The organism is Serratia sp. BFP-2025, assembly GCF_050880365.1.
Taxonomy (GTDB): domain Bacteria; phylum Pseudomonadota; class Gammaproteobacteria; order Enterobacterales; family Enterobacteriaceae; genus Serratia; species Serratia surfactantfaciens.
The window spans coordinates 2,184,875-2,210,419 of the sequence record NZ_JBPAFV010000001.1 but is presented as its reverse complement, the minus strand read 5'-3'; the positions used below and the strand labels follow the sequence as shown (position 1 = coordinate 2,210,419).

Below are 25,545 nucleotides of genomic sequence, written 5' to 3'. Positions count from 1 at the left end.
CGGAATTTTGCTACCATTAGCGCCAAGATACGGCCCCATGAGGCCGGTTAACCCAGTGAAATAACAAGGAAACGTCATGGGCCGTACCCGCGTGACCGACAGCAGCCTGCGCCTGGCCGTCCTGCTGGCGATGTTGGTGATCATTTTGGCCGGGGTGAAAGCCGCCGCCGATATCGTGGTGCCGTTTTTACTGGCGGTGTTTCTCGCCATGGTGTTGAACCCGCTGGTGGCAATGCTGGAACGCAAGCGCGTGCCGCGCATCGTTGGCGTCACGCTGCTGGTGACGGCGGTGATCGTGGTCGTGATGCTGTTTATCGGCATGTTAGGCGCTTCGCTCAATGAGTTCGCCCGCTCGCTGCCGCAGTATCGCGGCATGATGATCGAGAAGCTGCGCGAGCTGCAGCATTACGCCGACCGCTTCAACATTAGCCTCTCCAGCGAAGCGATGCTGCAGTATGTCGATCCCAGCGCGGCGATGAATCTGGTCACCCGCATGCTGGGGCACTTGTCTGGCGCCATGACCAACGTCTTCCTGCTGCTGATGACCGTGGTGTTCATGCTGTTCGAAGTGCAACTGCTGCCTTACAAGCTGCGGCAGGCGCTGGATAAACCGGACGAGGGGCTCGCCGCGATGCGGCGAGCGCTGGATGGCGTGACGCGCTATCTGGTGATTAAAACCATTATTAGCCTGGCCACCGGGGTGATCGTCTGGATCTTTCTGGCGGCGGTCGGCGTGCGCTTCGCCTTTATCTGGGGGCTGCTGGCGTTTCTGCTCAACTATATTCCCAATATCGGCTCGGTGTTGGCCGCCATTCCGCCGCTGATTCAGGCGCTGCTGTTCAACGGATTGGGCGATGCGCTGGTGGTAGCGGGCGGCTTTATCGCTATCAACATGGTGATCGGCAATATCCTCGAGCCGAGAGTGATGGGGCGCGGGCTGGGGTTATCGACGCTGGTGGTATTCCTGTCGCTGATCTTTTGGGGCTGGCTGCTCGGGCCGGTAGGCATGCTGCTTTCGGTGCCGCTGACGATCGTGGCGCGCATCGCGCTGGAGACTACCGAGGGCGGCTATCGGCTGGCGGTCATTTTGGGGGACGGTCGCCCGCCGCGTCAGCCTCCGATGCCGCCGGAGTGAGGAAGATTTTTCCGTTTACGCCTGGCTGGGCGGCATGCCGCAGCGCCGCAGCGAACTGGTGAAGAGGGTAAATCGCAGCGGGCGGGCGCAGCGCCAGCTCCCCGCGTCGCAGCAGCTGGAAGAGCTGATAAAACGCCATCTGCCACTGCGCCGGTGCTGCCTGTGCGTTCCATTTGCGCAGGTGAAACAGCGAAGCGCGCAGCTTAAGCTCGTCCACCACGCGCCGCCAGTCCACCTGACGCCCACCTAAAAGGCCCAGCGCCACGAAGTCGCCGCCGGTGCGAACCGCCCGCGCCAGCTGCAAGCCGTCTTCTCCACCGATGCAGTCGATGGCCGCGCGGGCGCCAAAATTCGTCATCTGTGCCAACTGAGGCGCGTCGATAACGCGCCAGGCGCCGGCGGCCAGCAGCGCCGGGCGATGAGCGGCGTTGCGCGCCACGATCGCCAGACGAATGCCGCGCAGCGCCGTCAGCTGCGCCAGCAGCAGGCTAACGGCGGAGCCGCCGCCGTTAAGCAGCAGCACGTCGCCGGCGGTGAGCGACAGCCATTGCGTCAACAGCACCCAGCAGGTGAGCGGGTTGATATAGATTTGCGCCGCGCTGGCGTCGTCGATGTCGTCCGGTACCCAGACCACCCGCTCGTCAGGCAGCGTGACGAAGGTTTGCCAGCTGCCGTCACCGGCTATCGCCAGCGCGCGTCGGCCGGTTGGGCGCCCGCTTTTCGGATCGACGATGACGCCCACGCCTTCATACCCCGGCACCTGCGGCAGGGCGATGCGGTGCGCATATTGACCGTGAATCGGGATCAGGTCGGAAGGGTTGATCGGGGCATAGCGCATCCGCAGCAACCGCTGGCCGGGGCGCAGTGGCGGTTTGCTCGCCTGCTGCAGTTCCAGCACCTCGGCGGGGTCGCCAAAGCGGTTGAAGCTCAGTCGGGGAAATGACGACGACATGGGTTACATCACGAAGAAGAAATAGACATCCAGCACCAGCAGCACCAGCCACAGACACAGGTACAGCACCAGGTGCTCGCGCACGTTGTTGACGATCGCCGCCAGAATTCGGTTTAACATTTCAGCCGCCTGAAGAAAGGGACCTTTGATTATAGTCCTTTTCTTGGCGTCTTTTATAGCGCGCCGCATGGGGGCGGTGGGCGAATGGCGATAAAAAAGCCTGCGTTATCGCAGGCTTGATGCTAAACCGCCAGCAGCGCCAACGGCGTCGAATTGGTTGGTGCACTCGGCGGATAGAAGTAGCGCAGTACGTTATACAGCGAGTAGAACTCCAGGCGATTGCGCGCGTTGATCTTCTCCGTAATGTGACGTTTGTGCACGTACACCGTATGCGAGCTGATCTGCAGTTTTTTCGCGATGCGGTAGTTGGGCATTTCCGCCATCCAATATTTCATCACCGTCAGTTCCTGCGGGCTGAACAGCGAACGCTCTTCGCCGTCATCGGCCAACGCCAGCGGATTTTCGCGCAGCATGCGCAAGGTGAACGGCAGGATGCTTTTATTGAACAGAAATGCGTTATCGGCGATACGCATTGGCGTTTCGCTGTAAGGGTAAGGGGTGTCGAGATAGATGAACAGCAGGGCGGACTGGCTGGCTTCCATAAACGCCAGCAGCTGCGCGTCGGCTTCGTTATAGCGGCATTGGTTGCTGAGGTTCACCAGTATATGACTCGGCTGAAAGCTGGCCAACAGCGGCGTAGCGTGCTCAATGCTATGGCAGCATTTGATCGTCGTAATTCCACTATCCGCAAAGTAGCTGGCTATACCGACCCGGGTGAAGCAGCATTCGTCCACGACAAGTAGTTTCATGGTGACGTCCTTGTTGAAAGCCGATGGAGCATATCTTCTGTAAAATAGGACTTACACTGCAAGTGTTCAATTCGGAAATTCAATTGCTGAATACAAGAAATTTCCGTTATCAGGATTTTTACTTGATATTTAAAAGCGTTAGCAGGTTAATAAATTGTAACCATCAAATTTCGCTGTCCAGGGACAAGGGTGAATGCGGACAGCGAAATCCTTCGCTCAACGAAATCGCTTCAGGCCAAAGCAGGAAACGTCGACCGGCGGTGCTTTGTCCTGCGCGAACAGCGCGGCGATCTCGCCTAGTGCGCTGGCGAACTTGAATCCGTGGCCGCTCAGGCCGCTGATGACCATCAGGCGATCGCAATCCGGCAGGGTATCGATAATAAAATCTTCGTCGGGGCTCATATCGTAACTGCAGGCTTCACCGTGTAAACATACGCCTACACCCGGCAAAAACTGCCGCAGGAAGGCGAAGACTTCCGTGCCGTCGCTGGCATAGCTGCCGAAGGGTTTACGCTGCTCGGGGGCATCCATCGGCTGGCCGCCGTCGTGCTTGCCTATTTTCAGCCCGTCGTTGTCCGCCGGGAAGCCGTAATAATGCGTGCCGTCTTGCGCTTCGACGGTAAAGGCCGGGAAACGATTATTCACGCTGTAGCGGCCGTCCGCCTGGTGCCAGGAGAAGACCTTGCGCAATGGCGTGACCGGCAATTGCGGCAACAGCGCTTTGACCCAGGTGCCGGCGGTAACTACCGCTTTGCGCGCCGTAAAGCGCCCTTCGCCGGTGACGACCTCCACACCACCATCGATAGGCGTTACCGCGTTGACCGGGCAGTTGAACAACTGACTGCAGCCGGCTTCTTTCGCCAGCTTGATCAGGCCGGCTACCGCCAGCTCGGAACGCAGGAATCCGGCGTCCGGCTCGAAGACGCCGACGTAGCCTTCCGGCGCACGGAATTCCGGCCAACGTTGATTGATCTGTTCGGCGCTGAGGGTTTGCGCGTTCAGGCGGAATTGTTGTGCGCTGTGCTGCGCATTGCGAATGAATTCGGACTGCTGCGGCCCCAGGTTGAGCACGCCGCATGACTGGAACAGTTCCTCGCCGGATTGCTGAATCAACGCATTCCACAGCGCCTGCGCGCGCAGCACCAACGGCACGTATTTTTCGCCTTCGCCGTAAGCGTGACGGATAATGCGGGTATCGCCGTGATGGCTGCCGTTGCGGTGCGGCGGGATGGCGCTGTCGATCATCAGCACTTTCAAGCCGGCGCGCGTGGCGTAATAACCTGCCGCTGCGCCGACGGAACCGCTGCCCACCACAATCAAATCATATTCCACGTGCCCACCTTCTCTGATAGCGATTTCTTATCGGCCCATGATAAAAGTTTGGCGAGCGCAATGCACTGATTGAACGGCGAAAGGCAAAGAAAAAGGCGCCGGGAATGGGGCGCGGCGCCTTAGGGGTTAGGGGACGATGAATCAATGCTTTCTGCGATCAAGATCCTGGTAATCCGTAGCTTCAATTTTGGCGATGCCGGCCTCTAAGATATTGATTAATTGACGGGCGACATCTGTGGTCAGCCAAAGCGTTCGGTCTACTTGGGCTTCTTCGGGCGTTTGGTCTAGTGAAGACAGGTAATGAAGGCGTATCATCATGGCGTCGTAAACGTCGACAGTACTGATATCCCAACCGACAAGCGGGTGCGTCTGAATTACTTCATCATTTCTGTCCATAAAGACCCCTTATTGAGTAGTAACTACCGTGAGTGACTAACGAGGATCAATGCGGCTCATCATCATGAGAGCAATTACAGTATACGCATCCGCTTTCATCGGTGGAGGGGGTTGTCACCGAAATTTGCAAAATAAATATTTATTTGAACAATTATTCTACAAATTCGTATGCGGTTCTGTGGATGAAAAGCGCGGCGGCGTTATTCCGCGCCGGCAGGCGGCGGTGAGCCGTGCAGGCATTTTTCCAGCTCCTCGGCCAAATGCGCGAAATGCTTTTGCGTTTCGGCGTCGCGGTTCTGGCTCTGCGATTCCAGCTTCAGGCTGTGGATCAGCAATTGATTGGCTTTGTCATCCAGGCTGAATGCCAGATAAGAGAAAGCCACTTCCAGTACGTTGAGACGCCTTTTCTGATCGGCAATCAGCGCCAGCAATTCGCCAAACGTCATCGCGTCTTCGGATTTCACCTTGTCCGGGGCCATGCTAACTCCTTTGCGTTAAAAACAGTATGCAGCGGATTTTGTTCCAGAATAAGGGTAAGCGATGAAAGAGCAGGGCGCCAGAAACAAAAAAGCCGGAGAGCGACCCCCGGCAAAAACAGCATTGCAGTGTTATTCTGCGCTGAACCATTCGTCCGCGCTTTCCCAGGTTTCCTGAAGGATTTCCTCGATCAGATCCCGGTCGGTTTTGGCACCCCCCAGCACGGAGAGCCCGTTGGTGCCGGCATAGCGGACGTGCACGACGGCGTCTGGAAACTGGCGATTGACCCGCTTGCCCAGTTCACCGGTCAGCGCCTCAATGGCGCCCGACGGCAGCGGCCGGGTTTTATCTATAGTGACTTCAACACGCATAATTGCCCCCGAAGCGATTTACTGTTTATTTATACAGTTAACCGCGAGCGGGAGCAAGTAGGGAAAGCAAAAATATCAGTCTTTCAGCGACCAGCTTAAGGTTTCGCCGGCCAGGAAGGGGATGACGGACTCATCGCCCAGGGCGATCGCTTCCGGCTGGGTGGTTGGCACGCGCTGCAGCTCGATGAAGTCTTCGTTGAGCGGCAGGCCGTAGAAGCGCGGGCCGTTGAGCGAACAGAAAGCCTCGAAGTGCTCCAGCGCGCCGAGCTGTTCGAAAACGGCGGCGTAAGCCGGGATGGCATTCGGTGCGTTGAAACAGCCGGCGCAGCCGCAGCTGGACTCCTTGCGATGCTTGATGTGCGGCGCAGAGTCGGTGCCGAGGAAGAAACGGTCCGAGCCGCTGGCCACCGCCTGGCGCAGCGCTTCCTGGTGCACATTGCGCTTGAGGATCGGCAGGCAGAACAGGTGTGGGCGAATGCCGCCGACCAGCATGTGGTTGCGGTTGAACATCAGGTGCTGCGGCGTGATGGTGGCGCCGAGGAAACGGTTGCCTGCCTGCACGTATTGAGCCGCTTCTTTGGTGGTGATGTGCTCGAAGACGATTTTCAGTTCCGGGAAGTGACGGCGAATAGGTTCCATCACCTGTTCGATAAAGCGCGCCTCGCGGTCGAAGATATCGACGGCAGGATCGGTCACTTCGCCGTGGATAAGCAGCGGCATGCCGATTTTTTGCATCTGCTCGAACAACGGGTAAATGCCGGTCACGTCGCTGACGCCGTGGCTGGAGTTGGTGGTGGCGTTGGCCGGATACAGCTTGGCGGCGGTAAACACCCCTTGCTCGAAGCCGTTGATCAGTTCACTGGCCGCCAGGGAGTTGGTCAGGTAGCAGGTCATCAGCGGAGTGAAATTGTGGCCCTGCGGAACCGCCGCCAGAATGCGATCGCGGTAGGCGCGCGCGGCGGCCACGGTCGTTACGGGCGGAACCAGGTTCGGCATCACGATCGCCCGGCCAAATACCTGGCTGGTATAGGGCACCACGGTTTTCAGCATCTCATCGTCACGCAGGTGAATATGCCAGTCGTCTGGGCGGCGGATTTTCAGAACTTGAGGTTGTGCGGTCATCTAGCTAGGCTCCGGCGGTCAAATACGTCTAATGAAAAGCGAATAATGGGTTTATTCACGCCGGGGTGTAAGGATAAGCGGAAAGTGCCGCAGATGCATCTGTTTGTTGCCGACAAGTTGAAATCAATGTGCCAGCAGGCGCATAGTGGCAGGGATTTCAACGATGCCGACATGATTAGGGTCGACTGCCATCAAGTGGAAAGGGAGAAAACAATGGAAGTACGCGTTATCGCCACCCTGCAAGCAAAAGCGGGATTTGAGGCCGCCGTCAGCGAAGCGGTGCACGACATACTCGAGCCTAGCCGCCAGGAGTTGGGCAATCTGCAATATGATTTGCATCGCGACCTGGAAAAACCGGGCGTCTTCGTGTTCTTCGAGCGCTGGGCCAGCAGCGAAGCGCTGGATAAGCATAATAAGACGGCGCATTTTCAGCAGTTCGTCAGCCGGCTCGATGGCAAGCTGGATGTTTTGGACATCAAAAAGCTGAAGAAGATCGCCTGAACCTTTTTGCAGCCAAGAAAAAACCCGCCGATGGCGGGTTTTTTTTAGGGTTGCAGATTAACTTATTCGTTAACCGGCTGCGGCTTGGTGGCCGGCGCGGTCGCCTGGCTCACCGCCGAGTGACCGCCGGCGGAACCTTTGCCTTCAAAGTTGAAGGAAGGGCGCTGCCAGTCGCTGTGCTTGCGTTCTTCCGGCACGTAGGCAGGCGCAGGCGCTTTAGTCATCGGCGCAGTGGCGATGTGCTTGTACAGCACGTCCTGCACGGCTTTCACCGGCGTTGGTTGTTGAACAACCGCAGGCACAGGTTCAGCGGCGATAGTCGCAGGAGCTTTTTCCTCCGGGGCCACTTCCACGGCGGCGGCTGCAGGCGCTGTTTCTGCCACAGGCGCAGCTTCTACCGGCGCAGCGACGGCCACAGGGGCCTCTTCCGCTGGTGCGGCAGTTTCAACCACAGGTTCTGCCGCAACGGTTTCAGCTACCGGCTCGGCTTCCACTGCCGGGGCAGTTTCTTCCGCTTTCGGCTCTTCAACCGCGACAGCTGCCGGCGCTGCTGCTACCGGCGCAGGGGTTTCCTCGGCCGGGGTAGCAACGACTGCGGCTTCTTCCGCTACGGCGACGGTAACAGTTTCAGCGGCGGCTTCTGCTGCCGGTTCGTTGACGCTGGCCACGATCTGCGCTTCTTCCACGGCAACGCTGTGCTGTTCAACCGCTGCGGCGACAACGGGTGCCGCTGCCTGTTCTACGGTTTCGGTCTGCACTTCGGCTTCTTCAACCTGAGCGACCGGGTAGCTCACCCACACTTTGCCCGACGCCATTTCCGGCGAAGCGAAGGCGCCCGCCAACGGCATTGGGGATTGCAGCGGGTAACGCTCATCGCGGTAACGACGGCGACGCTGGCCGCTGACGCGCAGGTGACGCGGTGAACGACGGGAACGGCGCGGCATGCCTTCGCCGTTGCCGCGGTTTTCACCTTGGGCATCGTCTTCCGGTTGTGCAGCAACGGTTTCCGGCAGCAGCTTGACGCTGTCGTCGGCAGTCGGCTGCGCGTCTTCGGCTTTCGCTACCGGCGCTTTCGGCGCCAACAGCTCTTCCGCTGCACGCTGCAGTTCTTCTTCCGCAGACAGGATACGCACTTTCTGCGACAGTGGACGGCGCTGACGGCGCTGCATGTTCTGCTGCTGGCGTTCTTCCTGCTCTTCGTCGGTGCTCTCGACCGCTTCAACGCTTTCCAGCGCTTTCACTTCCTGCTGAGCCTGACGTTTCTCTTCCTGACGACGACGCTGGCGTTCAGCACGCTGCTCACGGCGCTGCTGCTGATCTTCGCGCGGCGCTTTAGCGCTTTCTTCCGTTGCGGTTTCCTCAGCTACCGGCGCGTTCTGCTGCTGGTTGCGGCGGTTACGGCGCTGCTCATCGCGGGATTCACGCGATTCACGGCCTTCACGGTTCTCACGCGGTTCACGGTTGTCGCGCTCGCGATTGTCACGGCCTTCACCGCGCTCTTTACGCTCGCCGCGTTCCGGACGATCGCCACGCTCACCGCGCTCTTTACGGCCGGTGCCTTGGCGGCGCTGACCGCGACGATCCTGACGACGGTTTTCACCGTTGCCTTCCGCTTTCGGCGTTTCGGCCGGTTTGGCTTCTTCGACGGCAGGTTGTTCTTCACCGGCGAACAGGCTCTTAAGACCACCGAACAGGCGGCCCAGGAAGCCTGGCTTGGCGGCGACCGGCGCTGCGGCTTTAGCCTTGGCGGCTGCAGCGACAGGTTTGGCCACGGCGACAGGCTCTTCAGCCGGCGGCGGCGCATCGGCGGACAGAGAGAAGGAAGCCAGGGCCGGTTGCTCCGGACGCTTGCGTTCCATCGGCGCATCTTCCAGCGGGCGCTCCATGTCTTCTTCGTGCAGCTTCGGCAGCAGGTAGCTGAGGGTGGAAGTCTCTTCACCCTTACGCACGCGCAGCACCGAGTAGTGCGGGGTTTGCATCTGATCGTTCGGCACGATGACGGCTTTCACGCCGCCCTGGCGTTTTTCGATCGCGCTGACGGATTCGCGCTTTTCGTTCAGCAGGTACGAAGCGACCTGAACCGGCACGATAGCGTGAACTTCTTTGGTGTTTTCCTTCAGCGCTTCTTCTTCGATCAGACGCAGGATGGACAGCGCCAGCGATTCGTTGTCGCGAATGGTGCCGGTGCCGTTACAGCGCGGGCACACATGGTGGCTGGACTCGCCCAGCGACGGGCTGAGGCGCTGACGCGACATTTCCAGCAGGCCGAAGCGGGAGATGCGGCCGATCTGGATGCGCGCGCGGTCCTGACGCACGGCGTCGCGCAGGCGGTTTTCCACTTCGCGCTGGTGGCGTACCGGCGTCATGTCGATGAAGTCGATGACGATCAGGCCGCCGAGGTCACGCAGGCGCAGTTGGCGCGCGATCTCGTCCGCCGCTTCCAGGTTGGTGTTGAACGCCGTCTCTTCGATGTCGCCGCCTCGGGTTGCGCGCGCGGAGTTGATATCGATGGCGGTCAGCGCCTCGGTGCTGTCGATGACGATCGAACCGCCGGACGGCAGGCGCACTTCGCGCTGGAAGGCGGATTCGATCTGCGATTCGATCTGGTAGTGGCTGAACAGAGGGATCTCACCGCTGTACAGTTTGATCTTGCTGCTGAAATCCGGGCGGCCCAGCGCAGCGATGTGCTCTTTGGCCAGATCGAGAATTTTCGGGTTGTCGATCAGGATTTCGCCGATGTCCGGGCGCAGGTAATCGCGGAAGGCGCGCACGATAACGTTGCTTTCCTGATGGATCAGGAACGGCGCAGGGCGGCCTTCGGCGGCTTTTTTAATCGCTTCCCAGTGCTTCAGGCGGAAGGAGAGATCCCACTGCAGCGCGTCGGCGGATTTGCCTACGCCCGCGGTGCGAACGATCAGGCCCATGCCGTCCGGCAGTTGCAGCGAAGAGAGCGCTTCTTTCAGCTCGGTGCGATCGTCACCCTCGATGCGGCGAGAAATGCCGCCGGCGCGCGGGTTGTTCGGCATCAGCACCAGATAGCTGCCCGCCAGGCTGATGAAGGTGGTCAAGGCGGCGCCTTTGTTGCCACGTTCTTCTTTGTCTACCTGAACGATGACTTCCTGGCCTTCGCGCAGCACATCTTTGATGTTCGGGCGGCCATGGGAAGAGTAATTGCTAGGGAAGTATTCGCGGGCGATTTCTTTAAGAGGGAGGAAACCATGTCGTTCTGCGCCGTAGTCCACGAACGCTGCTTCAAGACTTGGTTCAATGCGGGTGATTTTGCCTTTGTAAATATTCGCTTTTTTCTGCTCATGACCCGGACTTTCGATATCCAAATCATACAGCCGCTGTCCATCTACGAGGGCAACACGCAACTCTTCCTGCTGAGTTGCGTTAATCAACATTCTTTTCATCTTAACTTACTCGTTATTTTTACATTATCGACAAAGCTGCGGGCAAAATAACCTCATGGCCGGAGTTAAACCGAAAGCCCCGTGTCTTCTCGCAAAGCCGTCAACCTCACGGTTGTCGCCTGCATAGGGGCGCATTATCTCGGTAAGCCTGCCTTTCTTTGTGAAAGGCAGCACTTTTACTAGGGGAATAGCCTCTGATTTACGTCGACAGATCTGATTCCATTTGCCGGCCAAGCTGCAACCCGCAGCCCGCTAATTGTTTGATTTCGCATTACGTCTTACGCCATTGCTGCGTTTTTGCGCGATCAGACAAATTTTATAATTCCACCGTTTTCCCTGTTTAACGAGAATCAACGCGGAAAGTGACTGCATTATTCCACTGCTGATGCCGTTATAGCAAGGTGACTTTTCCTTAACTGCGGAAGAAATCGCAAACGTTCAAATCGGCTTGCTGCCTTATTGTCCGCTGGGGTTTCGCCCGCCGTCAGAGAGACAGTTAAGCACAGAAAAAGATGTGGCGCTATTCACGCGCTCTATTTAGAATCCCGCACCATGAAAACGAACAATCCAGCAGTACAATTCATCACGATTTCTGACGACGAAGCCGGTCAGAGAATCGACAACTTTCTGCTCGCTCGCCTGAAAGGCGTGCCGAAGAGCATGATTTACCGCATCGTGCGTAAAGGCGAGGTGCGGGTCAATAAAGGGCGCATCAAGGTCGAATACAAATTGGCGGCCGGCGACGTGGTGCGCGTGCCGCCGGTGCGCGTGGCCGAACGCGAAGAGGCGCCGGTGTCGGCCAAGCTGGATAAGGTGGCCGCGTTGGCCGACTGCATTCTGTATGAAGACGACCACCTGCTGATCCTCAACAAGCCTTCCGGCACTGCGGTGCACGGCGGCAGCGGCCTGAGCTTCGGCGTGATTGAAGGGCTGCGGGCGCTGCGCCCCGAGGCTCGCTTCCTCGAGCTGGTGCATCGCCTGGATCGCGACACCTCCGGCGTGCTGTTGGTGGCCAAGAAGCGTTCCGCGCTGCGCTCTTTGCATGAGCAACTGCGGCTGAAGGGCATGCAGAAGGATTATCTGGCGCTGGTGCGCGGCCAGTGGCAATCCCACTGCAAGGCCGTACAGGCGCCGCTGCTGAAAAACATTCTGCAAAGCGGCGAACGCATCGTGCGCGTCAATAGCGAAGGCAAGCCTTCAGAAACCCGCTTCAAGGTGGAAGAGCGTTACGAGTTCGCCACCCTGGTGAAGGCCAGCCCGATCACCGGGCGCACCCACCAGATCCGCGTGCACACCCTGCATGCCGGGCACCCGATCGCTTTTGACGATCGCTATGGCGATCGCGAGTTCGATCGTCAACTGGCGGGCACCGGCCTGAAACGTCTGTTCCTGCACGCTGCGGCGCTGCGCTTTGAGCATCCGGCCACCGGCGAAACGATGCGCATCGAAGCGCCGATGGACGAAGAACTGCGCCACTGCCTGCAGGTGCTGCGCCGGCAGGCGGCCAAGTAATCCGCATCAGACCAGCGGGTTGACGCCTTCAGCCCGCAACATATCCAACAGCGCGATCAACGGCAGGCCGATCAGGGCATTCGGATCCCGGCCCTCCAGCCTGTCGAACAGCGCGATCCCCAATCCTTCGCTTTTGAAACTTCCCGCGCAATTCAGCGGTTGCTCCAGACGCACATAGGCGGCGATCTCCGCTTCGCTCAGCGCGCGAAAATGTACGTGGAAAGGCTCGCACAGAGCCTGCAGCTGTTTGCTGCGGCCGTTGTACAGCGCCAGGCCGGTATAGAAGGTCACGGCCTGGCCGGCGGCCTTGCGCAGCTGCGCGCGGGCGTTTTCCTCGGTATGCGGCTTGCCGGTGATGGCGCCGTCGATCACGCAGACCTGATCGGAGCCGATGATCAGATGTTCAGGATAGGCGAGGGCCAGCGCCCGAGCCTTCGCCGCCGCCAGGCGCAGCACCAGCGCTTCGGCGTTTTCACCCGGCAGTGGCGTTTCATCCACCTGCGGCGCGGCGCAGTCGAAGGGCAGTTGCAGCTTCTCCAGCAGCATTTTTCGATAGGGGGAGGTGGAGGCTAAAAGCAATCTCTGCATAATTTTTTTCGCAAACCGTAGCGTAAATGGGTACGGCATTTTAAACTGTCGGCCGCTGTGGAAGCGAATATTGGTGAAAGGAGCCGTTTTACGGCCTTTTTCTTTGACTCTATGTCGTTACAAAGTTAATATGCGCGCCCTATGCAAAAGGTAAAATTACCCTTGACCATTGATGCGGTACGTACCGCTCAGAAACGCCTGGACTATGCTGGTGTCTATGCGCCTGAGCAGGTTACTCGTGTTGCCGACTCCGTGGTCAGTGTGGACAGTGATGTCGAGGTGTCATTGTCGTTTAATATCGACAATCAGCGCCTCGCGGTGATAACAGGGCATGCGGACGTCACGGTAACGTTGATGTGCCAACGCTGTGGAGTCCCGTTCGAGCATCAGGTCCACACGACATATTGTTTTAGCCCGGTCGTCAATGATGAGCAGGCTGAGGCATTACCGGAAGCGTACGAACCGATCGAAGTTGACGAGTTTGGCGAAGTCGATCTGTTGGCAATGATTGAAGACGAAATTATTCTTTCACTGCCTGTCGTTCCGGTACATGAATCTGAACACTGTGAAGTGTCCGAAGCGGACATGGTATTTGGCCAACTGCCTCCTGAGGCGGAGAAACCGAATCCGTTTGCCGTATTAGCCAGTTTAAAGCGTAAGTAATTGAGGAGTAAGGTCCATGGCCGTACAACAGAATAAACCAACCCGTTCCAAGCGTGGCATGCGTCGTTCTCACGATGCTCTGACCACGACTACTCTGTCTGTAGACAAAGTATCCGGTGAAACTCACCGTCGTCACCACATCACTGCCGACGGTTTCTACCGCGGTCGCAAGGTTATCGGCTAAGTAGCGATACCTTGACTCGTCTAACCCTGGCGTTAGATGCAATGGGCGGGGACTTCGGTCCCTGCGTCACAGTGCCTGCTTCGTTGCAGGCACTGGCCTCTAATTTACAGCTTCATCTCCTGCTGGTCGGCAATCCCGACGTCATCTCCCCTTTGCTTGCCCACGCCGATCCGGTTCTTCTGGAGCGTCTGCAAGTCGTGCCCGCCGAGTCTGTGATCGCCGGCGACGCCAAACCTTCACAAGCGATACGCGCCAGCCGCGGCACGTCGATGCGCATTGCGCTCGAACAGCTTAGCAGCGGCAACGCGCAGGGCTGCGTCAGCGCCGGCAATACCGGTGCGTTGATGGGGTTGGCGAAGCTGCTGGTCAAGCCGTTGGAAGGCATCGAACGCCCGGCGCTGATGACGGTGATCCCGAATCAACAACGCAGCAAAACCGTGGTGCTGGATTTGGGCGCCAACGTCGAGTGCGACAGCACCATGCTGGTGCAGTTCGCCGTGATGGGCGCGGTGATGGCGGAAGAGGTGATCGGCATTGCGCAACCGCGAGTGGCGCTGCTGAATATTGGCGAAGAAGAGACCAAAGGCCTGGATAATATCCGCGAAGCGGCCGCTGTGCTAAAAAATACGCCGGCAATCAACTATATTGGTTATCTGGAAGGAAACGAGCTGCTCACCGGCAAGACCGACGTGTTGGTCTGCGACGGCTTTGTGGGCAACGTCACCCTGAAAACCATGGAAGGGGTGGTCAGGGTGTTCTTATCGCTGCTGAAATCGTCCGGCGACGGAAACAAGCGAGCCTGGTGGCTGAAATTGTTGGGCCGTTGGCTGCAAAAACGGGTGGTTAAGCGGTTCGGCCACCTGAACCCCGACCAGTATAATGGCGCATGTCTGTTAGGATTGCGCAGCACCGTAGTCAAGAGCCACGGCGCTGCGAACCCTCACGCGTTTGCAGTCGCAATCGAACAGGCTGTGCAGGCGGTGCAGCGGCAAGTCCCGGAAAGGATTGCTGCGCGCCTTGAGGCTGTATTACCTAAGAGTGACTGATCGTACATGTATACAAAGATTCTCGGTACGGGGAGTTATTTGCCCGTACAAGTGCGCACCAATGCTGATTTGGAAAAAATGGTGGATACCTCTGACGAGTGGATCGTCACGCGTACCGGTATTCGCGAACGCCGTATCGCCGCTGCGGATGAAACCGTTGCGACGATGAGCTTCCAGGCCGCTGAAAAAGCGCTGGAAATGGCAGGTGTGGCTAAAGAAGACATCGGGCTGATCGTGGTGGCGACCACCACGAATACGCACGCGTTCCCGAGCGCGGCGTGCCTGGTGCAAGACATGCTGGGTATCAAGGACTGCGCGGCGTTCGATCTGGCCGCGGCCTGCGCCGGCTTTACTTATGCGCTCAGCGTGGCCGATCAGTACGTGAAAAACGGCGCGGTCAAACATGCGTTGGTGATCGGCGCTGATCTGTTGTCACGCACGCTGGATCCTGAAGATCGCGGCACCATCATTCTGTTTGGCGATGGCGCAGGGGCGGTGGTGCTGGGGGCTTCCGAAGAGCCGGGCATCATGTCCACCCATCTGCACGCCGACGGCAGCTACGGCGGCCTGCTGACGCTGCCGTACAAGGATCGTCAGAATCAAGACAAGCCGGCCTATGTCACCATGGCGGGCAACGAAGTCTTCAAGGTTGCGGTCACCGAGCTGGCGCGCATCGTCGACGAGACGCTGCAGGCCAATAATCTGGACCGCAGCGAGCTGGATTGGCTGGTGCCGCACCAGGCCAACCTGCGCATCATCAGCGCAACGGCGAAAAAATTGGGCATGGGGATGGACAAAGTGGTGGTGACGCTCGATCGTCACGGCAACACCTCCGCCGCCTCGGTGCCTTCCGCACTGGACGAAGCAGTGCGCGACGGGCGAGTTCAGCGCGGCCAACTGGTGCTGCTGGAAGCCTTCGGCGGCGGCTTTACCTGGGGCTCGGCGCTGGTTCGTTTCTGATTTGGACAGGAAGAAAAAATGACGCAATTTGCTTTTGTTTTCCCGGGCCAGGGGTCGCAGGCCGTTGGCATGTTGGCCGATTTGGCCGCACAGTTCCCGATCGTCGAAGAGACCTTCGGTGAGGCTTCCTCCGCCCTGGGTTACGATCTGTGGCAGCTGGTGCAGCAAGGCCCGGCGGAAGAGCTGAACAAGACCTGGCAGACCCAGCCGGCGCTGCTGGCCGCCTCGGTGGCGATTTTCCGCGTTTGGCAGCAGCAGGGCGGTAAAGCGCCGGCGCTGATGGCGGGTCATAGCCTGGGCGAATACTCGGCGCTGGTTTGCGCCGGCGTGCTGGACTTCAAGGCGGCGATCCGTCTGGTCGAGCTGCGCGGCAAGCTGATGCAGGAAGCGGTGCCGGAAGGCACCGGCGCGATGTACGCCATCATCGGCCTGGACAACGACGCGATCGCCAAGGCGTGCGAAGAGTCCGCGCAAGGGCAGGTGGTTTCACCGGTCAACTTCAACTCGCCGGGCCAGGTGGTTATCGCCGGCAACAAGGAAGCGGTTGAACGCGCAGGCGCCGCCTGTAAAGCCGCCGGCGCCAAACGCGCGCTGCCGCTGCCGGTGAGCGTGCCTTCGCACTGCGCACTGATGAAACCGGCCGCCGACAAGCTGGCCGTGGCGCTGCAGGACATCACCTTCAACGCGCCGCAGGTGCCGGTGGTGAACAACGTCGACGTGCGTACCGAAAACGATCCTGAAGCGATCCGCAGCGCGCTGGTGCGTCAACTGTACAGCCCGGTGCGTTGGACCGAAAGCGTAGAATTTATCGCAGCACAGGGAGTGACGTCGCTGCTGGAAGTGGGGCCGGGCAAAGTGCTGACCGGCCTGACTAAACGTATTGTTGACACCCTGACGGCTGCGGCGGTGAACGACACCGCCAGCCTGTCGGCGGCGCTTGAACAATAAAGAGGAAAATGATGAGCTTCGAAGGTAAAATCGTTCTGGTCACCGGCGCGAGCCGCGGTATTGGCCGAGCTATTGCAGAAACGTTTGTGGCACGCGGCGCCAAAGTGATCGGCACCGCGACCAGCGAGAGCGGCGCTGAAGCGATCAGCGGCTACCTGGGCGCAAACGGCAAAGGGTTTATGTTGAACGTTGTTGATGCGCAATCTATCGACAGCGTGCTGGCATCGATTCGCGCCGAATTTGGCGAAATCGACATTTTAGTGAATAATGCCGGCATTACGCGTGATAACCTGCTGATGCGCATGAAGGATGATGAGTGGGAGGATATCCTCGACACCAACCTGACTTCCGTATTCCGTCTGTCAAAAGCGGTAATGCGCGCTATGATGAAAAAGCGGTTTGGCCGTATCATCACCATCGGTTCCGTTGTCGGTACCATGGGGAACGCAGGGCAGGCGAACTACGCGGCGGCTAAAGCCGGCCTGATTGGTTTTAGCAAATCTTTGGCACGTGAAGTTGCTTCGCGTGGCATTACGGTCAACGTCGTGGCACCTGGCTTTATTGAGACGGACATGACACGGGCGTTGACAGATGATCAACGCGCAGGCATTTTGTCATCAGTTCCAGCCAACCGGCTGGGCGATGCTAAAGAAATCGCCAGCGCTGTTGCATTTTTGGCCTCTGATGAGGCCGGCTATATCACCGGTGAAACGTTACATGTCAATGGCGGCATGTACATGATTTAAAAAATGCGAAAACCATTTGCGTTATTTGAGGCAAAAACCGCAAAATAGCGTAAAATCGTGGTTTGACCAGCCGGGATTTAGTTGCATCTTTTTCAGCATTTTATACACTACGAAAACCATCGCGAAAGCGAGTTTTGATAGGAAATTTAAGAGTATGAGCACTATCGAAGAACGCGTTAAGAAAATCATTGTTGAGCAACTGGGTGTTAAACAGGAAGAAGTTTTGAACAACGCTTCTTTCGTTGAAGATCTGGGCGCTGATTCTCTTGACACCGTTGAGCTGGTAATGGCACTGGAAGAAGAATTCGACACCGAGATTCCAGACGAAGAAGCTGAGAAGATCACTACTGTTCAGGCAGCTATTGATTTCATCAACGCTAGCCAGCAGTAAGAGAACATATCTAGGCGGTCGTTCGACCGCCTAAGTTTTTTCTATCCCTAGTGTCATATTTTTCCCTCCCTGGAGGACAAACGTGTCTAAGCGTCGAGTAGTTGTGACCGGACTGGGCATGTTGTCTCCTGTCGGCAATACGGTAGAGTCCACGTGGAACGCTCTTCTTGCCGGTCAGAGTGGCATCAGCCTGATCGACCATTTCGATACCACTGCCTATGCGACCAAGTTTGCTGGCCTGGTAAAGAATTTTAATTCTGAGGATTTCATCTCTCGCAAAGATGCGCGCAAGATGGACGCCTTTATCCAGTATGGTATCGCTGCCGGCATGCAAGCCATGCAGGATGCAGGTCTGGACATCACCGAGGCTAACGCCACCCGCATTGGAGCCGCGATCGGTTCCGGCATCGGCGGCCTGGGTTTGATTGAAGAAAACCACAGTTCACTGGTTAACGGTGGCCCACGGAAAATCAGTCCGTTCTTCGTGCCATCCACCATCGTGAATATGATTGCAGGCCACCTGACAATCATGTACGGCATGCGTGGCCCAAGCATTTCCATCGCCACCGCCTGTACATCAGGTGTGCACAACATCGGCCATGCGGCGCGTATCATTGCTTACAATGATGCTGACGTGATGCTGGCCGGTGGGGCAGAGAAAGCCAGCACCCCATTGGGCGTCGGCGGCTTTGGCGCAGCGCGCGCCCTGTCCACCCGTAATGACAACCCGCAGGCGGCGAGCCGTCCGTGGGATAAAGACCGCGACGGCTTCGTGCTGGGCGACGGCGCCGGCATGATGGTGCTGGAAGAGTACGAACACGCGAAAAAACGCGGCGCGAAAATCTACGCCGAAGTGGTTGGCTTTGGGATGAGCAGCGATGCCTATCACATGACTTCGCCACCGGAAAACGGCGCTGGCGCTGCGCTGGCGATGGAAAATGCCCTGCTTGACGCCGGTGTGACCCCGTCACAAATCGGCTACATCAACGCACACGGCACCTCTACGCCGGCGGGCGATCAGGCGGAAGCGCAGGCGGTGAAATCCGTATTTGGCGCCGATGCCCAGCGCGTACTGGTGAGCTCGACCAAATCGATGACCGGCCACCTATTGGGTGCGGCAGGCGCGATCGAGTCCATCTTCACCGTGCTGGCGCTGCGCGATCAGGCGGTACCGCCAACCATCAACCTGGATAACCCGGATGAAGGTTGCGATCTGGACTTCGTGCCTCACGAAGCGCGCCAGGTCAGCGATATGGAGTTCACCCTGTGTAACTCCTTCGGCTTCGGCGGCACCAACGGCTCGCTGATCTTCCGCCGAGTGTAACTCGCACGGTCGACTGCTGATGAAAGCCCGGTTTTTTAACCGGGCTTTTTTACGTCTGACGCCTGACTCTCTGCGGGGCTGCACATCGCTTCATCGCCTGCTATTCTGCGAGCGTGAAGTCATCAGCCGGCAACAGGAGGAAGCATGTATTGGATTAACGGACAACGCCACGATGCGCTGGCGCCGAGCGATCGCGGCCTGCAATTCGGCGATGGCTGCTTTACTACCGCCCGGGTTATCGACGGCAAAGTCGAGCTGCTGCCCTGGCATCTGGAGCGGCTGCAGCAAGCGGCGCAGCGGCTGATGCTGCCCGCCACCGATTGGCTGGCTTTCGAACGGGAGATGGCGCAGGCGGCCGAATCAATTCCGCTCGGCGTGGTCAAAGCGATACTGACGCGCGGCAGCGGTGGGCGCGGCTACAGCCCGTCGGGGTGCGAAAACCCAACGCGCATCGTCGCCCGCAGCAGCTATCCCGCGCACTATTTGCAGTGGCGCGAGCAGGGCATCACGCTCGCGCTCAGCCCGGTGGCGCTGGCGCGTAACCCGCTGCTGGCGGGGCTAAAGCATTTGAACCGTCTGGAGCAGGTGCTGATCCGCGCGCATCTTGACCAGACGGCCGCCGACGAGGCGCTGGTGCTTGACACTGCCGGTATGCTGGTGGAATGCTGTGCGGCTAATTTGTTCTGGCGTAAGGGAAAAGCGGTGTTTACCCCGGACCTGAGCCAGGCGGGCGTCGCCGGGCTGATGCGGCGGCGGGTGATCGCGCTGCTGACCGGTTCGGAATACCGTCTGCACTGCGTCAGTGAACCGCTGGAGACGCTGGCCGACGCTGACGAAGTTCTGGTGAGCAACGCGCTGATGCCGCTGCTGCCGGTAAACGTTGCCCAATCATGGCGTTATCATTCGCGCCAGCTGTATGATTTTTTGCGTCCACACTGTTAACCATGGCTGATTGATGAAGAAAAGAAAGCTGAAGGTCCTGTCTGTTATTGTTGTTCTGGCATTGGCGCTGCTGTTTTGGGGCTACCAGAAGATCGAACGCTTTGCCGATACGCCGCTGGCCATCCAGCAAGAGACTATCTTCAAACTGCCTGCCGGCACCGGCCGGGTGGCGCTGGAAGGGTTGCTGGTGCGCGATAAACTGGTGCGCAACGGCCGCTGGTTCCAGTGGCTGCTGAAACTGGAGCCGGAGCTGGCGGAGTTCAAGGCCGGTACCTACCGTTTCACGCCGGGCATGACGGTGCGCCAGATGCTGAAGCTGTTGGCCAGCGGCAAAGAGGCGCAGTTCACCGCGCGCTTTATCGAAGGCTCACGCCTGCGTGACTGGCAGCAGGTGCTGCAGCAGTCCAAATACCTGAAACACACTCTGGCGGACAAGAGCGAAGCGGAGATCGCCACCGCGCTAGGCATTCCTGCGGGCGAAACGCCGGAAGGGCACCTGTACCCGGATACCTATCAGTATACCGCCGGCATGAGCGACATTGCGCTACTCAAACGCGCTCACGTGCGCATGAACAAAGCGCTGCAGGCAGCCTGGGCCGGCCGCGACGCCAGCCTGCCGTATAAAACGCCGGAAGAGTTGTTGACCATGGCTTCGATCGTCGAGAAAGAGACCGCCGTGCCGGAAGAGCGCAGCAAGGTGGCGTCGGTGTTCGTCAACCGCTTGCGCATCGGCATGCGTCTGCAGACCGATCCGACGGTGATCTACGGCATGGGCGAAAGCTATAATGGCAACATCACGCGCAAGGATCTGGAGACGCCGACGCCTTATAACACCTATGTGATCGCCGGCCTGCCGCCAACGCCGATCGCCATGCCGGGTGAGGCCTCGCTGCAGGCGGCCGCCAATCCGGCCAAAACGCCTTATCTCTATTTTGTCGCCGACGGTAAGGGTGGGCATACCTTCACCACCAATCTGGCGAGCCATAACCAGGCGGTGCGCGCGTACCGTCAGGCGTTAAAGGAAAAGAATGAAAAGTAAATTCGTTGTTATCGAGGGGCTGGAAGGCGCGGGCAAGACCACCGCGCGCGACACGGTGGTCAATGTACTGCGTGAACACGGCGTCAGCGATATCGTCTTCACCCGCGAACCGGGCGGTACGCCGCTGGCGGAAAAGCTGCGCGATCTGTTTAAGCGCGGCATCGATGGCGAATTGCCGACCATCAAGGCCGAAGTGCTGATGCTGTACGCCGCGCGCGTGCAGCTGGTGGAGACCGTAATTAAACCGGCTCTGGCGCGCGGCGCGTGGGTGGTGGGCGACCGTCACGATCTCTCTTCACAGGCTTACCAGGGCGGCGGCCGTGGCGTGGATCCGCAACTGATGGCCTCGCTGCGCGACACCGTGCTGGGGGATTTCCGGCCGGACCTGACGGTCTATCTCGATCTGCCGCCGCTGGTTGGCCTGCAACGCGCACAGGCTCGCGGCCAGCTGGATCGCATCGAACAGGAAACGCTGCCGTTCTTCGAACGCACCCGCGCGCGTTATCTCGAGCTGGCGGCGCAGGATGAAACCATCGTCACCGTCGACGCCGCCCAACCGCTGGAACAGGTGACGGCGGCGATCCGCGACTGCGTCAGCCAGTGGCTGCGGCAGCAGGAAGGCGCATAATGAACTGGTATCCGTGGCTGAATGGCCCTTATCGCCAGCTGGTTGGGCAGTACGCCGAGGGCCGCGGCCATCATGCGCTGCTGCTGCACGCTGCGGCGGGCAACGGTGACGATGCGCTGGCCTACGGCCTGAGCCGTTGGTTGATCTGTCAGCAGCGCAACGGTGAAAAAAGCTGCGGTGAGTGCCATAGCTGCCGGCTGATGCTGGCGGGTAACCACCCGGATTATCACGTGCTGGCGCCGGAAAAGGGCAAGAGCAGCCTGGGGATCGAACCGATTCGCCAGGTGATTGAGAAGCTGTATGCCCACGCGCAGCAGGGCGGCGCCAAGGTGATTTGGCTGCCTCAGGCGGAACAGCTGACCGAGGCGGCGGCCAACGCGCTGTTGAAAACGCTGGAGGAGCCGCCGGAGAAAACCTATTTCCTGCTGGGGTGCCGGGAGCCGTCGCGGCTGATGGCGACGCTGCGCAGCCGCTGCCTGTACTGGCATTTGGCCAGCCCGGAGGAGCAGCTCAGCCTGCAGTGGCTGGGCCGACAGGCGGCCGGATCTCAGACGGACCGCCTCACGGCGCTGCGCCTGCACGACGGCGCGCCGCTGGCCGCCGAACAGCTGTTGCAGCCGCAGCAGTGGCAACAGCGCAGCGCCCTGTGCGCTGCATTGAGCGCCGCGCTGCCGCAGCGCGATATGCTGTCGCTGCTGCCGGCGTTAAACCACGAAGACGTCGCCGAGCGCCTGCACTGGCTGTGCGCGCTGCTGGTGGACGCGATGAAGTGGCAACAGGGCGCGCATCACTATGTATTGAATCAGGATCAGCAGCCGCTGGTGCACCAGTTGGCCAGCCTGCTGAGCAGCGCCTCGCTGCAGCAGATCGTGCAGCAGTGGCTGAACTGCCGTCACCAGCTGCTCAGCGTGGTGGGCGTCAATCGCGAGCTGCTGCTGACCGAACAGTTACTTCGCTGGGAACAGATGCTCGGCGCCGCCGGCTATTCCCAACCTCATTCGCTGTAAAGTAAAAGAGTTAAAAATTATGTTGTTAGTCGATTCTCATTGCCATCTTGACGGCCTGGATTATCAAACGCTGCACCAGAATGTGGACGATGCGCTGGCCAAGGCCAAAGCGCGCGACGTCGGCTATGTGCTGGCGGTCGCCACCACGCTGCCGGGCTACCGTTCCATGACCGAACTGATCGGCCAGCGCGACGATGTGGCCTTCTCCTGCGGGGTGCATCCGCTCAACCTGGAAGAAGGCTATGATTACGCCGAGCTGCGTCGCCTGGCGGCGGCGGAGCAGGTGGTGGCGCTGGGGGAGACCGGGCTCGATTACTTCTACCAGAAAGACAACCTTGAGCTGCAGCAGGACTCTTTCCGCGAGCATATCCGCATTGGCCGGGATCTGAACAAGCCGGTGATCGTCCACACCCGCGATGCGCGCGCGGATACGCTGGCGATCCTGCGTGAAGAGAACGCACAGGACTGCGGTGGCGTACTCCACTGCTTCACCGAAGATCTGGCCACGGCCGAAGCTTTGCTGGATCTGGGCTTTTACATCTCTTTCTCCGGCATCGTGACCTTCCGCAACGCCGAACAGCTGCGTGAAGTAGCCCGCTATGTGCCGCTGGACCGCATTCTGGTGGAAACCGACTCGCCTTATCTGGCGCCGGTGCCGCATCGCGGCAAAGAAAACCAACCCGCCTATGTGCGCGATGTGGCTGAATACATGGCGGTATTGAAGGGCGTTAGCCTGGAACAACTGGCCGAAGCGACCACCGCCAACTTTTCACGCTTATTTCACCTCGATCTGTGATCTTTGACCTAGGCTATAGCTGTAGGTCATTGTCTGCATAATTTTTTTTGAGCTCGTAATTAATCACTGAAACGGGTAAGGTTCCCTCCCGTTTCAGGTTGTTCGGTGCGTATTTTTTGGCCTGTTTCGCCAAAAAACAGCCGGTTTATGCAAAGTTGCTGCGGCTCGATCATCGAAACGTGATTGTCATCAAACATTGCGCAGGCTATTTATTTTACTCTGCGTAATAAATTCAAGGGGTGCTCAGACACCCTGAATTGCAGGGGTTTTTCTCCCCCCCTTGCAGCGCGACGTATCGCGACAAGAAGTAGCAAAGCATTATTACTCAGGAGCACACTCAACTATGTTCAAGAACGCATTTGCAAACCTGCAAAAAGTAGGTAAATCGCTCATGCTGCCGGTGTCCGTGTTGCCTATCGCAGGTATCCTGCTGGGCGTCGGTTCCGCCAACTTTAGCTGGCTACCTGCGGTAGTCTCCCACGTGATGGCGGAAGCGGGCGGTTCGGTCTTCGCCAATATGCCGTTGATTTTCGCTATCGGCGTCGCCTTGGGCTTCACCAACAACGACGGCGTTTCCGCGCTGGCGGCGGTGGTGGCTTACGGCATCATGGTGAAAACCATGGCGGTGGTTGCGCCGCTGGTGCTGCACCTGCCGGCTGAAGAGATTGCGGCCAAACACCTGGCGGATACCGGTGTGCTCGGGGGGATTATCTCCGGCGCCATCGCGGCCTATATGTTCAACCGCTTCTTCCGCATTCAACTGCCGGAATACCTGGGCTTCTTTGCCGGTAAGCGTTTCGTGCCGATCATTTCCGGTCTGGCGGCGATCGTTCTGGGCGTAGTGCTGTCCTTCATCTGGCCACCGATCGGTACGGCTATCCAGACCTTCTCGCAGTGGGCGGCTTATCAGAACCCGGTTGTAGCCTTCGGCATTTACGGCGTGGTTGAGCGTGCTCTGGTGCCGTTCGGTCTGCACCACATCTGGAACGTGCCGTTCCAAATGCAAATTGGTGAATTCACCAACGCGGCGGGCCAGGTGTTCCACGGCGACATCCCTCGCTACATGGCGGGCGACCCAACTGCGGGCAAACTGTCCGGCGGCTTCCTGTTCAAAATGTACGGTCTGCCTGCTGCGGCCATCGCCATCTGGCACTCGGCTAAGCCGGAAAACCGCGCTAAAGTCGGCGGCATCATGATCTCCGCTGCGCTGACCTCGTTCCTGACCGGTATCACCGAGCCGATCGAGTTCTCCTTCATGTTCGTCGCGCCGATCCTGTACGTGATCCACGCTATCCTGGCCGGTCTGGCGTTCCCAATCTGCATTCTGTTGGGCATGCGTGACGGCACCAGCTTCTCGCACGGCCTGATCGACTTTATCGTACTGAGCGGCAACAGCAGCAAAATCTGGCTGTTCCCAATCGTCGGCATCATCTACGGTCTGGTGTACTACACCATCTTCCGCGTGCTGATCGCCAAGCTGGATCTGAAAACCCCGGGCCGTGAAGACACCGCTGCCGAGCAGACTGCGCAGGGCGGTTCCGAAATGTCCGCAGCGCTGGTTCAGGCCTTCGGCGGTAAAGAAAACATCACTAACCTGGATGCTTGCATCACCCGTCTGCGCGTCAGCGTGGCCGACGTGTCCAAAGTTGACCAGGCGGGCCTGAAGAAACTGGGCGCAGCCGGCGTAGTCGTCGCTGGCTCTGGCGTGCAGGCCATCTTCGGCACCAAGTCTGACAACCTGAAAACCGATATGGACGAATATATCCGTAATCACTGATTCAGGCAGGGGAGTTACCAAGGGAGGCGAAAAGCCTCCCTTTTTTATTGCCTTTCGTCAGGTGCCAAGGCGCTGTTCGAGTTCGGCGAGAGAAGGGAGGAACCAGACCTGTTCGCCGCGATTGGCTTCGCGCACGAAGTCTTGCAGCGCGTTGCTTTGCGCCAGCCAAGGGGTGATATCGCCCAGCAGCGCCACGCGCAGGCGGTAGTTGACGAATTTCTGCAATACGGCACCGGCAATACCGCTTCTGAGCTGGAAGAAGGTGGCGTCCAGGCGGCTGACGGGGAGGGCGATCATCCCGGCGTCGTGTTCAAAGGCGGGCGCGATAAACAGGCTGACGTCGTTTTCATCTTTCAGCGCCGGCCCGGCTTCGGCGAAAACCACCAGGCGCAGATCATGGATTTGCTGCACGGCGTAGCTCATCGG

The 25,545-nt window shown here is 58.9% G+C and carries 28 protein-coding genes; 17 read left to right on the top strand and 11 right to left on the bottom strand.

What is annotated here, in order from left to right; all coding sequences use genetic code 11:
• Nucleotides 1–76 precede the first annotated feature (76 nt).
• Nucleotides 77–1,135, top strand: coding sequence for an AI-2E family transporter (locus ACRAWE_RS10585; protein WP_198635405.1), 1,059 nt, complete (start codon nucleotides 77–79; stop codon nucleotides 1,133–1,135).
• Here the strand turns inward: ACRAWE_RS10585 and ACRAWE_RS10580 are convergent.
• The 8 genes from ACRAWE_RS10580 to pyrC all read right to left on the bottom strand — a co-directional run bounded on the left by ACRAWE_RS10580 (nucleotide 1,083) and on the right by pyrC (nucleotide 6,654).
• Nucleotides 1,083–2,087, bottom strand: coding sequence for a zinc-dependent alcohol dehydrogenase family protein (locus ACRAWE_RS10580; RefSeq protein ID WP_211129902.1), 1,005 nt, complete (start codon nucleotides 2,085–2,087; stop codon nucleotides 1,083–1,085). The two genes, ACRAWE_RS10585 and ACRAWE_RS10580, sit on opposite strands and share 53 nt — an antisense overlap.
• Nucleotides 2,088–2,090: 3 nt before the next feature.
• On the bottom strand, nucleotides 2,091–2,207 hold the full coding sequence (locus ACRAWE_RS10575) for a DUF2770 family protein (protein WP_046686852.1): 117 nt from the start codon (nucleotides 2,205–2,207) through the stop codon (nucleotides 2,091–2,093).
• A gap of 122 nt (nucleotides 2,208–2,329) precedes the next feature.
• Nucleotides 2,330–2,956, bottom strand: a complete 627-nt coding sequence (locus ACRAWE_RS10570) for a response regulator transcription factor (RefSeq protein ID WP_025159950.1) — start codon at nucleotides 2,954–2,956, stop codon at nucleotides 2,330–2,332.
• A gap of 216 nt (nucleotides 2,957–3,172) precedes the next feature.
• The gene (gene solA / locus ACRAWE_RS10565; RefSeq protein WP_025159949.1) at nucleotides 3,173–4,288 is read right to left on the bottom strand and encodes an N-methyl-L-tryptophan oxidase; all 1,116 of its coding nucleotides are present in this window, start codon (nucleotides 4,286–4,288) and stop codon (nucleotides 3,173–3,175) included.
• Between the two features lie 141 nt (nucleotides 4,289–4,429).
• Entirely contained in the window at nucleotides 4,430–4,684 is a 255-nt protein-coding gene (gene bssS / locus ACRAWE_RS10560; RefSeq protein ID WP_004927812.1) for a biofilm formation regulator BssS, read from the bottom strand.
• A gap of 200 nt (nucleotides 4,685–4,884) precedes the next feature.
• Nucleotides 4,885–5,163 (bottom strand): hypothetical protein, encoded by a 279-nt coding sequence (locus ACRAWE_RS10555; RefSeq protein ID WP_019455850.1) that lies wholly within the window; start codon nucleotides 5,161–5,163, stop codon nucleotides 4,885–4,887.
• A 129-nt stretch (nucleotides 5,164–5,292) separates the two neighbouring features.
• Nucleotides 5,293–5,532 (bottom strand): DNA damage-inducible protein I, encoded by a 240-nt coding sequence (gene dinI, locus ACRAWE_RS10550; RefSeq protein ID WP_019455849.1) that lies wholly within the window; start codon nucleotides 5,530–5,532, stop codon nucleotides 5,293–5,295.
• Between the two features lie 75 nt (nucleotides 5,533–5,607).
• The gene (gene pyrC / locus ACRAWE_RS10545; RefSeq protein WP_432525324.1) at nucleotides 5,608–6,654 is read right to left on the bottom strand and encodes a dihydroorotase; all 1,047 of its coding nucleotides are present in this window, start codon (nucleotides 6,652–6,654) and stop codon (nucleotides 5,608–5,610) included.
• Nucleotides 6,655–6,867: 213 nt separating this feature from the next.
• Here pyrC and ACRAWE_RS10540 point away from each other — a divergent pair, with 213 nt between their 5' ends.
• Nucleotides 6,868–7,155, top strand: a complete 288-nt coding sequence (locus tag ACRAWE_RS10540) for a putative quinol monooxygenase (RefSeq protein WP_019455847.1) — start codon at nucleotides 6,868–6,870, stop codon at nucleotides 7,153–7,155.
• Nucleotides 7,156–7,217: 62 nt separating this feature from the next.
• On the opposite strand, the gene rne is transcribed toward ACRAWE_RS10540, so the two are convergent.
• Nucleotides 7,218–10,568 carry a ribonuclease E gene (rne, locus tag ACRAWE_RS10535; protein WP_025159948.1) on the bottom strand — a complete coding sequence of 1,117 codons (3,351 nt, stop codon included), beginning with the start codon at nucleotides 10,566–10,568 and terminating at the stop codon, nucleotides 7,218–7,220.
• A gap of 552 nt (nucleotides 10,569–11,120) precedes the next feature.
• Here rne and rluC point away from each other — a divergent pair.
• Complete coding sequence (gene rluC / locus ACRAWE_RS10530) at nucleotides 11,121–12,080, top strand: 23S rRNA pseudouridine(955/2504/2580) synthase RluC (protein WP_004927787.1); 960 nt, start codon at nucleotides 11,121–11,123, stop codon at nucleotides 12,078–12,080.
• Nucleotides 12,081–12,086: 6 nt separating this feature from the next.
• Here rluC and ACRAWE_RS10525 read toward each other — a convergent pair whose 3' ends face one another.
• Nucleotides 12,087–12,668 (bottom strand): Maf family protein, encoded by a 582-nt coding sequence (locus ACRAWE_RS10525; RefSeq protein ID WP_063919194.1) that lies wholly within the window; start codon nucleotides 12,666–12,668, stop codon nucleotides 12,087–12,089.
• Nucleotides 12,669–12,809: 141 nt separating this feature from the next.
• On the opposite strand from ACRAWE_RS10525, the gene yceD reads away from it, so the two are divergent.
• The 14 genes from yceD (at nucleotide 12,810) to ptsG (ending at nucleotide 25,119) form a co-directional block, all read left to right on the top strand.
• Nucleotides 12,810–13,331 (top strand): 23S rRNA accumulation protein YceD, encoded by a 522-nt coding sequence (gene yceD, locus ACRAWE_RS10520; RefSeq protein WP_004927780.1) that lies wholly within the window; start codon nucleotides 12,810–12,812, stop codon nucleotides 13,329–13,331.
• A gap of 16 nt (nucleotides 13,332–13,347) precedes the next feature.
• A complete protein-coding gene (rpmF, locus tag ACRAWE_RS10515; protein ID WP_004927778.1) occupies nucleotides 13,348–13,515 on the top strand; it encodes a 50S ribosomal protein L32 in 168 nt (55 codons plus the stop codon).
• 11 nt (nucleotides 13,516–13,526) lie between these two features.
• Nucleotides 13,527–14,561, top strand: coding sequence for a phosphate acyltransferase PlsX (gene plsX, locus ACRAWE_RS10510; protein ID WP_025159946.1), 1,035 nt, complete (start codon nucleotides 13,527–13,529; stop codon nucleotides 14,559–14,561).
• 6 nt (nucleotides 14,562–14,567) lie between these two features.
• Nucleotides 14,568–15,521, top strand: coding sequence for a beta-ketoacyl-ACP synthase III (locus ACRAWE_RS10505; RefSeq protein WP_025159945.1), 954 nt, complete (start codon nucleotides 14,568–14,570; stop codon nucleotides 15,519–15,521).
• Between the two features lie 18 nt (nucleotides 15,522–15,539).
• Complete coding sequence (gene fabD / locus ACRAWE_RS10500; protein ID WP_432525323.1) at nucleotides 15,540–16,469, top strand: ACP S-malonyltransferase; 930 nt, start codon at nucleotides 15,540–15,542, stop codon at nucleotides 16,467–16,469.
• An 11-nt stretch (nucleotides 16,470–16,480) separates the two neighbouring features.
• Nucleotides 16,481–17,215 carry a 3-oxoacyl-ACP reductase FabG gene (fabG, locus tag ACRAWE_RS10495; protein ID WP_004928729.1) on the top strand — a complete coding sequence of 245 codons (735 nt, stop codon included), beginning with the start codon at nucleotides 16,481–16,483 and terminating at the stop codon, nucleotides 17,213–17,215.
• Nucleotides 17,216–17,369: 154 nt separating this feature from the next.
• On the top strand, nucleotides 17,370–17,606 hold the full coding sequence (gene acpP / locus ACRAWE_RS10490; RefSeq protein WP_004719003.1) for an acyl carrier protein: 237 nt from the start codon (nucleotides 17,370–17,372) through the stop codon (nucleotides 17,604–17,606).
• An 82-nt stretch (nucleotides 17,607–17,688) separates the two neighbouring features.
• The gene (fabF, locus tag ACRAWE_RS10485) at nucleotides 17,689–18,930 is read left to right on the top strand and encodes a beta-ketoacyl-ACP synthase II (protein WP_025159944.1); all 1,242 of its coding nucleotides are present in this window, start codon (nucleotides 17,689–17,691) and stop codon (nucleotides 18,928–18,930) included.
• Nucleotides 18,931–19,074: 144 nt separating this feature from the next.
• A complete protein-coding gene (gene pabC, locus ACRAWE_RS10480) occupies nucleotides 19,075–19,872 on the top strand; it encodes an aminodeoxychorismate lyase (RefSeq protein ID WP_197667471.1) in 798 nt (265 codons plus the stop codon).
• A 13-nt stretch (nucleotides 19,873–19,885) separates the two neighbouring features.
• Nucleotides 19,886–20,911 (top strand): endolytic transglycosylase MltG, encoded by a 1,026-nt coding sequence (gene mltG / locus ACRAWE_RS10475; RefSeq protein WP_074054514.1) that lies wholly within the window; start codon nucleotides 19,886–19,888, stop codon nucleotides 20,909–20,911.
• On the top strand, nucleotides 20,901–21,539 hold the full coding sequence (gene tmk / locus ACRAWE_RS10470) for a dTMP kinase (protein ID WP_432525322.1): 639 nt from the start codon (nucleotides 20,901–20,903) through the stop codon (nucleotides 21,537–21,539). Before mltG ends, tmk begins: the two co-directional genes overlap by 11 nt.
• Complete coding sequence (gene holB / locus ACRAWE_RS10465; RefSeq protein ID WP_074054513.1) at nucleotides 21,539–22,546, top strand: DNA polymerase III subunit delta'; 1,008 nt, start codon at nucleotides 21,539–21,541, stop codon at nucleotides 22,544–22,546. The genes tmk and holB overlap by 1 nt, the downstream gene beginning before the upstream one ends.
• Nucleotides 22,547–22,565: 19 nt before the next feature.
• Nucleotides 22,566–23,342, top strand: coding sequence for a metal-dependent hydrolase (locus ACRAWE_RS10460; protein WP_063919200.1), 777 nt, complete (start codon nucleotides 22,566–22,568; stop codon nucleotides 23,340–23,342).
• A gap of 343 nt (nucleotides 23,343–23,685) precedes the next feature.
• On the top strand, nucleotides 23,686–25,119 hold the full coding sequence (gene ptsG / locus ACRAWE_RS10455; RefSeq protein WP_019455831.1) for a PTS glucose transporter subunit IIBC: 1,434 nt from the start codon (nucleotides 23,686–23,688) through the stop codon (nucleotides 25,117–25,119).
• 57 nt (nucleotides 25,120–25,176) lie between these two features.
• Here ptsG and ACRAWE_RS10450 read toward each other — a convergent pair whose 3' ends face one another.
• Nucleotides 25,177–25,542, bottom strand: coding sequence for a DUF4180 domain-containing protein (locus ACRAWE_RS10450; RefSeq protein WP_432525321.1), 366 nt, complete (start codon nucleotides 25,540–25,542; stop codon nucleotides 25,177–25,179).
• Nucleotides 25,543–25,545 lie beyond the last annotated feature (3 nt).

Bases quoted from the DNA above. Each gene is read 5' to 3' on its own strand.
- ACRAWE_RS10570 (WP_025159950.1), bottom strand. From the start codon at position 2,956: ATGAAACTACTTGTCGTGGACGAATGCTGCTTCACCCGGGTCGGTATA.
- ACRAWE_RS10585 (WP_198635405.1), top strand. From the start codon at position 77: ATGGGCCGTACCCGCGTGACCGACAGCAGCCTGCGCCTGGCCGTCCTG.
- rluC (WP_004927787.1), top strand. From the start codon at position 11,121: ATGAAAACGAACAATCCAGCAGTACAATTCATCACGATTTCTGACGAC.
- mltG (WP_074054514.1), top strand. From the start codon at position 19,886: ATGAAGAAAAGAAAGCTGAAGGTCCTGTCTGTTATTGTTGTTCTGGCA.
- ptsG (WP_019455831.1), top strand. From the start codon at position 23,686: ATGTTCAAGAACGCATTTGCAAACCTGCAAAAAGTAGGTAAATCGCTC.
- ACRAWE_RS10460 (WP_063919200.1), top strand. From the start codon at position 22,566: ATGTTGTTAGTCGATTCTCATTGCCATCTTGACGGCCTGGATTATCAA.
- ACRAWE_RS10450 (WP_432525321.1), bottom strand. From the start codon at position 25,542: ATGAGCTACGCCGTGCAGCAAATCCATGATCTGCGCCTGGTGGTTTTC.
- rpmF (WP_004927778.1), top strand. From the start codon at position 13,348: ATGGCCGTACAACAGAATAAACCAACCCGTTCCAAGCGTGGCATGCGT.
- pyrC (WP_432525324.1), bottom strand. From the start codon at position 6,654: ATGACCGCACAACCTCAAGTTCTGAAAATCCGCCGCCCAGACGACTGG.
- ACRAWE_RS10575 (WP_046686852.1), bottom strand. From the start codon at position 2,207: ATGTTAAACCGAATTCTGGCGGCGATCGTCAACAACGTGCGCGAGCAC.
- yceD (WP_004927780.1), top strand. From the start codon at position 12,810: ATGCAAAAGGTAAAATTACCCTTGACCATTGATGCGGTACGTACCGCT.
- ACRAWE_RS10505 (WP_025159945.1), top strand. From the start codon at position 14,568: ATGTATACAAAGATTCTCGGTACGGGGAGTTATTTGCCCGTACAAGTG.
- dinI (WP_019455849.1), bottom strand. From the start codon at position 5,532: ATGCGTGTTGAAGTCACTATAGATAAAACCCGGCCGCTGCCGTCGGGC.
- bssS (WP_004927812.1), bottom strand. From the start codon at position 4,684: ATGGACAGAAATGATGAAGTAATTCAGACGCACCCGCTTGTCGGTTGG.
- rne (WP_025159948.1), bottom strand. From the start codon at position 10,568: ATGAAAAGAATGTTGATTAACGCAACTCAGCAGGAAGAGTTGCGTGTT.
- ACRAWE_RS10525 (WP_063919194.1), bottom strand. From the start codon at position 12,668: ATGCAGAGATTGCTTTTAGCCTCCACCTCCCCCTATCGAAAAATGCTG.
- ACRAWE_RS10540 (WP_019455847.1), top strand. From the start codon at position 6,868: ATGGAAGTACGCGTTATCGCCACCCTGCAAGCAAAAGCGGGATTTGAG.
- acpP (WP_004719003.1), top strand. From the start codon at position 17,370: ATGAGCACTATCGAAGAACGCGTTAAGAAAATCATTGTTGAGCAACTG.
- fabG (WP_004928729.1), top strand. From the start codon at position 16,481: ATGAGCTTCGAAGGTAAAATCGTTCTGGTCACCGGCGCGAGCCGCGGT.
- ACRAWE_RS10580 (WP_211129902.1), bottom strand. From the start codon at position 2,087: ATGTCGTCGTCATTTCCCCGACTGAGCTTCAACCGCTTTGGCGACCCC.
- tmk (WP_432525322.1), top strand. From the start codon at position 20,901: ATGAAAAGTAAATTCGTTGTTATCGAGGGGCTGGAAGGCGCGGGCAAG.
- fabD (WP_432525323.1), top strand. From the start codon at position 15,540: ATGACGCAATTTGCTTTTGTTTTCCCGGGCCAGGGGTCGCAGGCCGTT.
- pabC (WP_197667471.1), top strand. From the start codon at position 19,075: ATGTATTGGATTAACGGACAACGCCACGATGCGCTGGCGCCGAGCGAT.
- holB (WP_074054513.1), top strand. From the start codon at position 21,539: ATGAACTGGTATCCGTGGCTGAATGGCCCTTATCGCCAGCTGGTTGGG.
- ACRAWE_RS10555 (WP_019455850.1), bottom strand. From the start codon at position 5,163: ATGGCCCCGGACAAGGTGAAATCCGAAGACGCGATGACGTTTGGCGAA.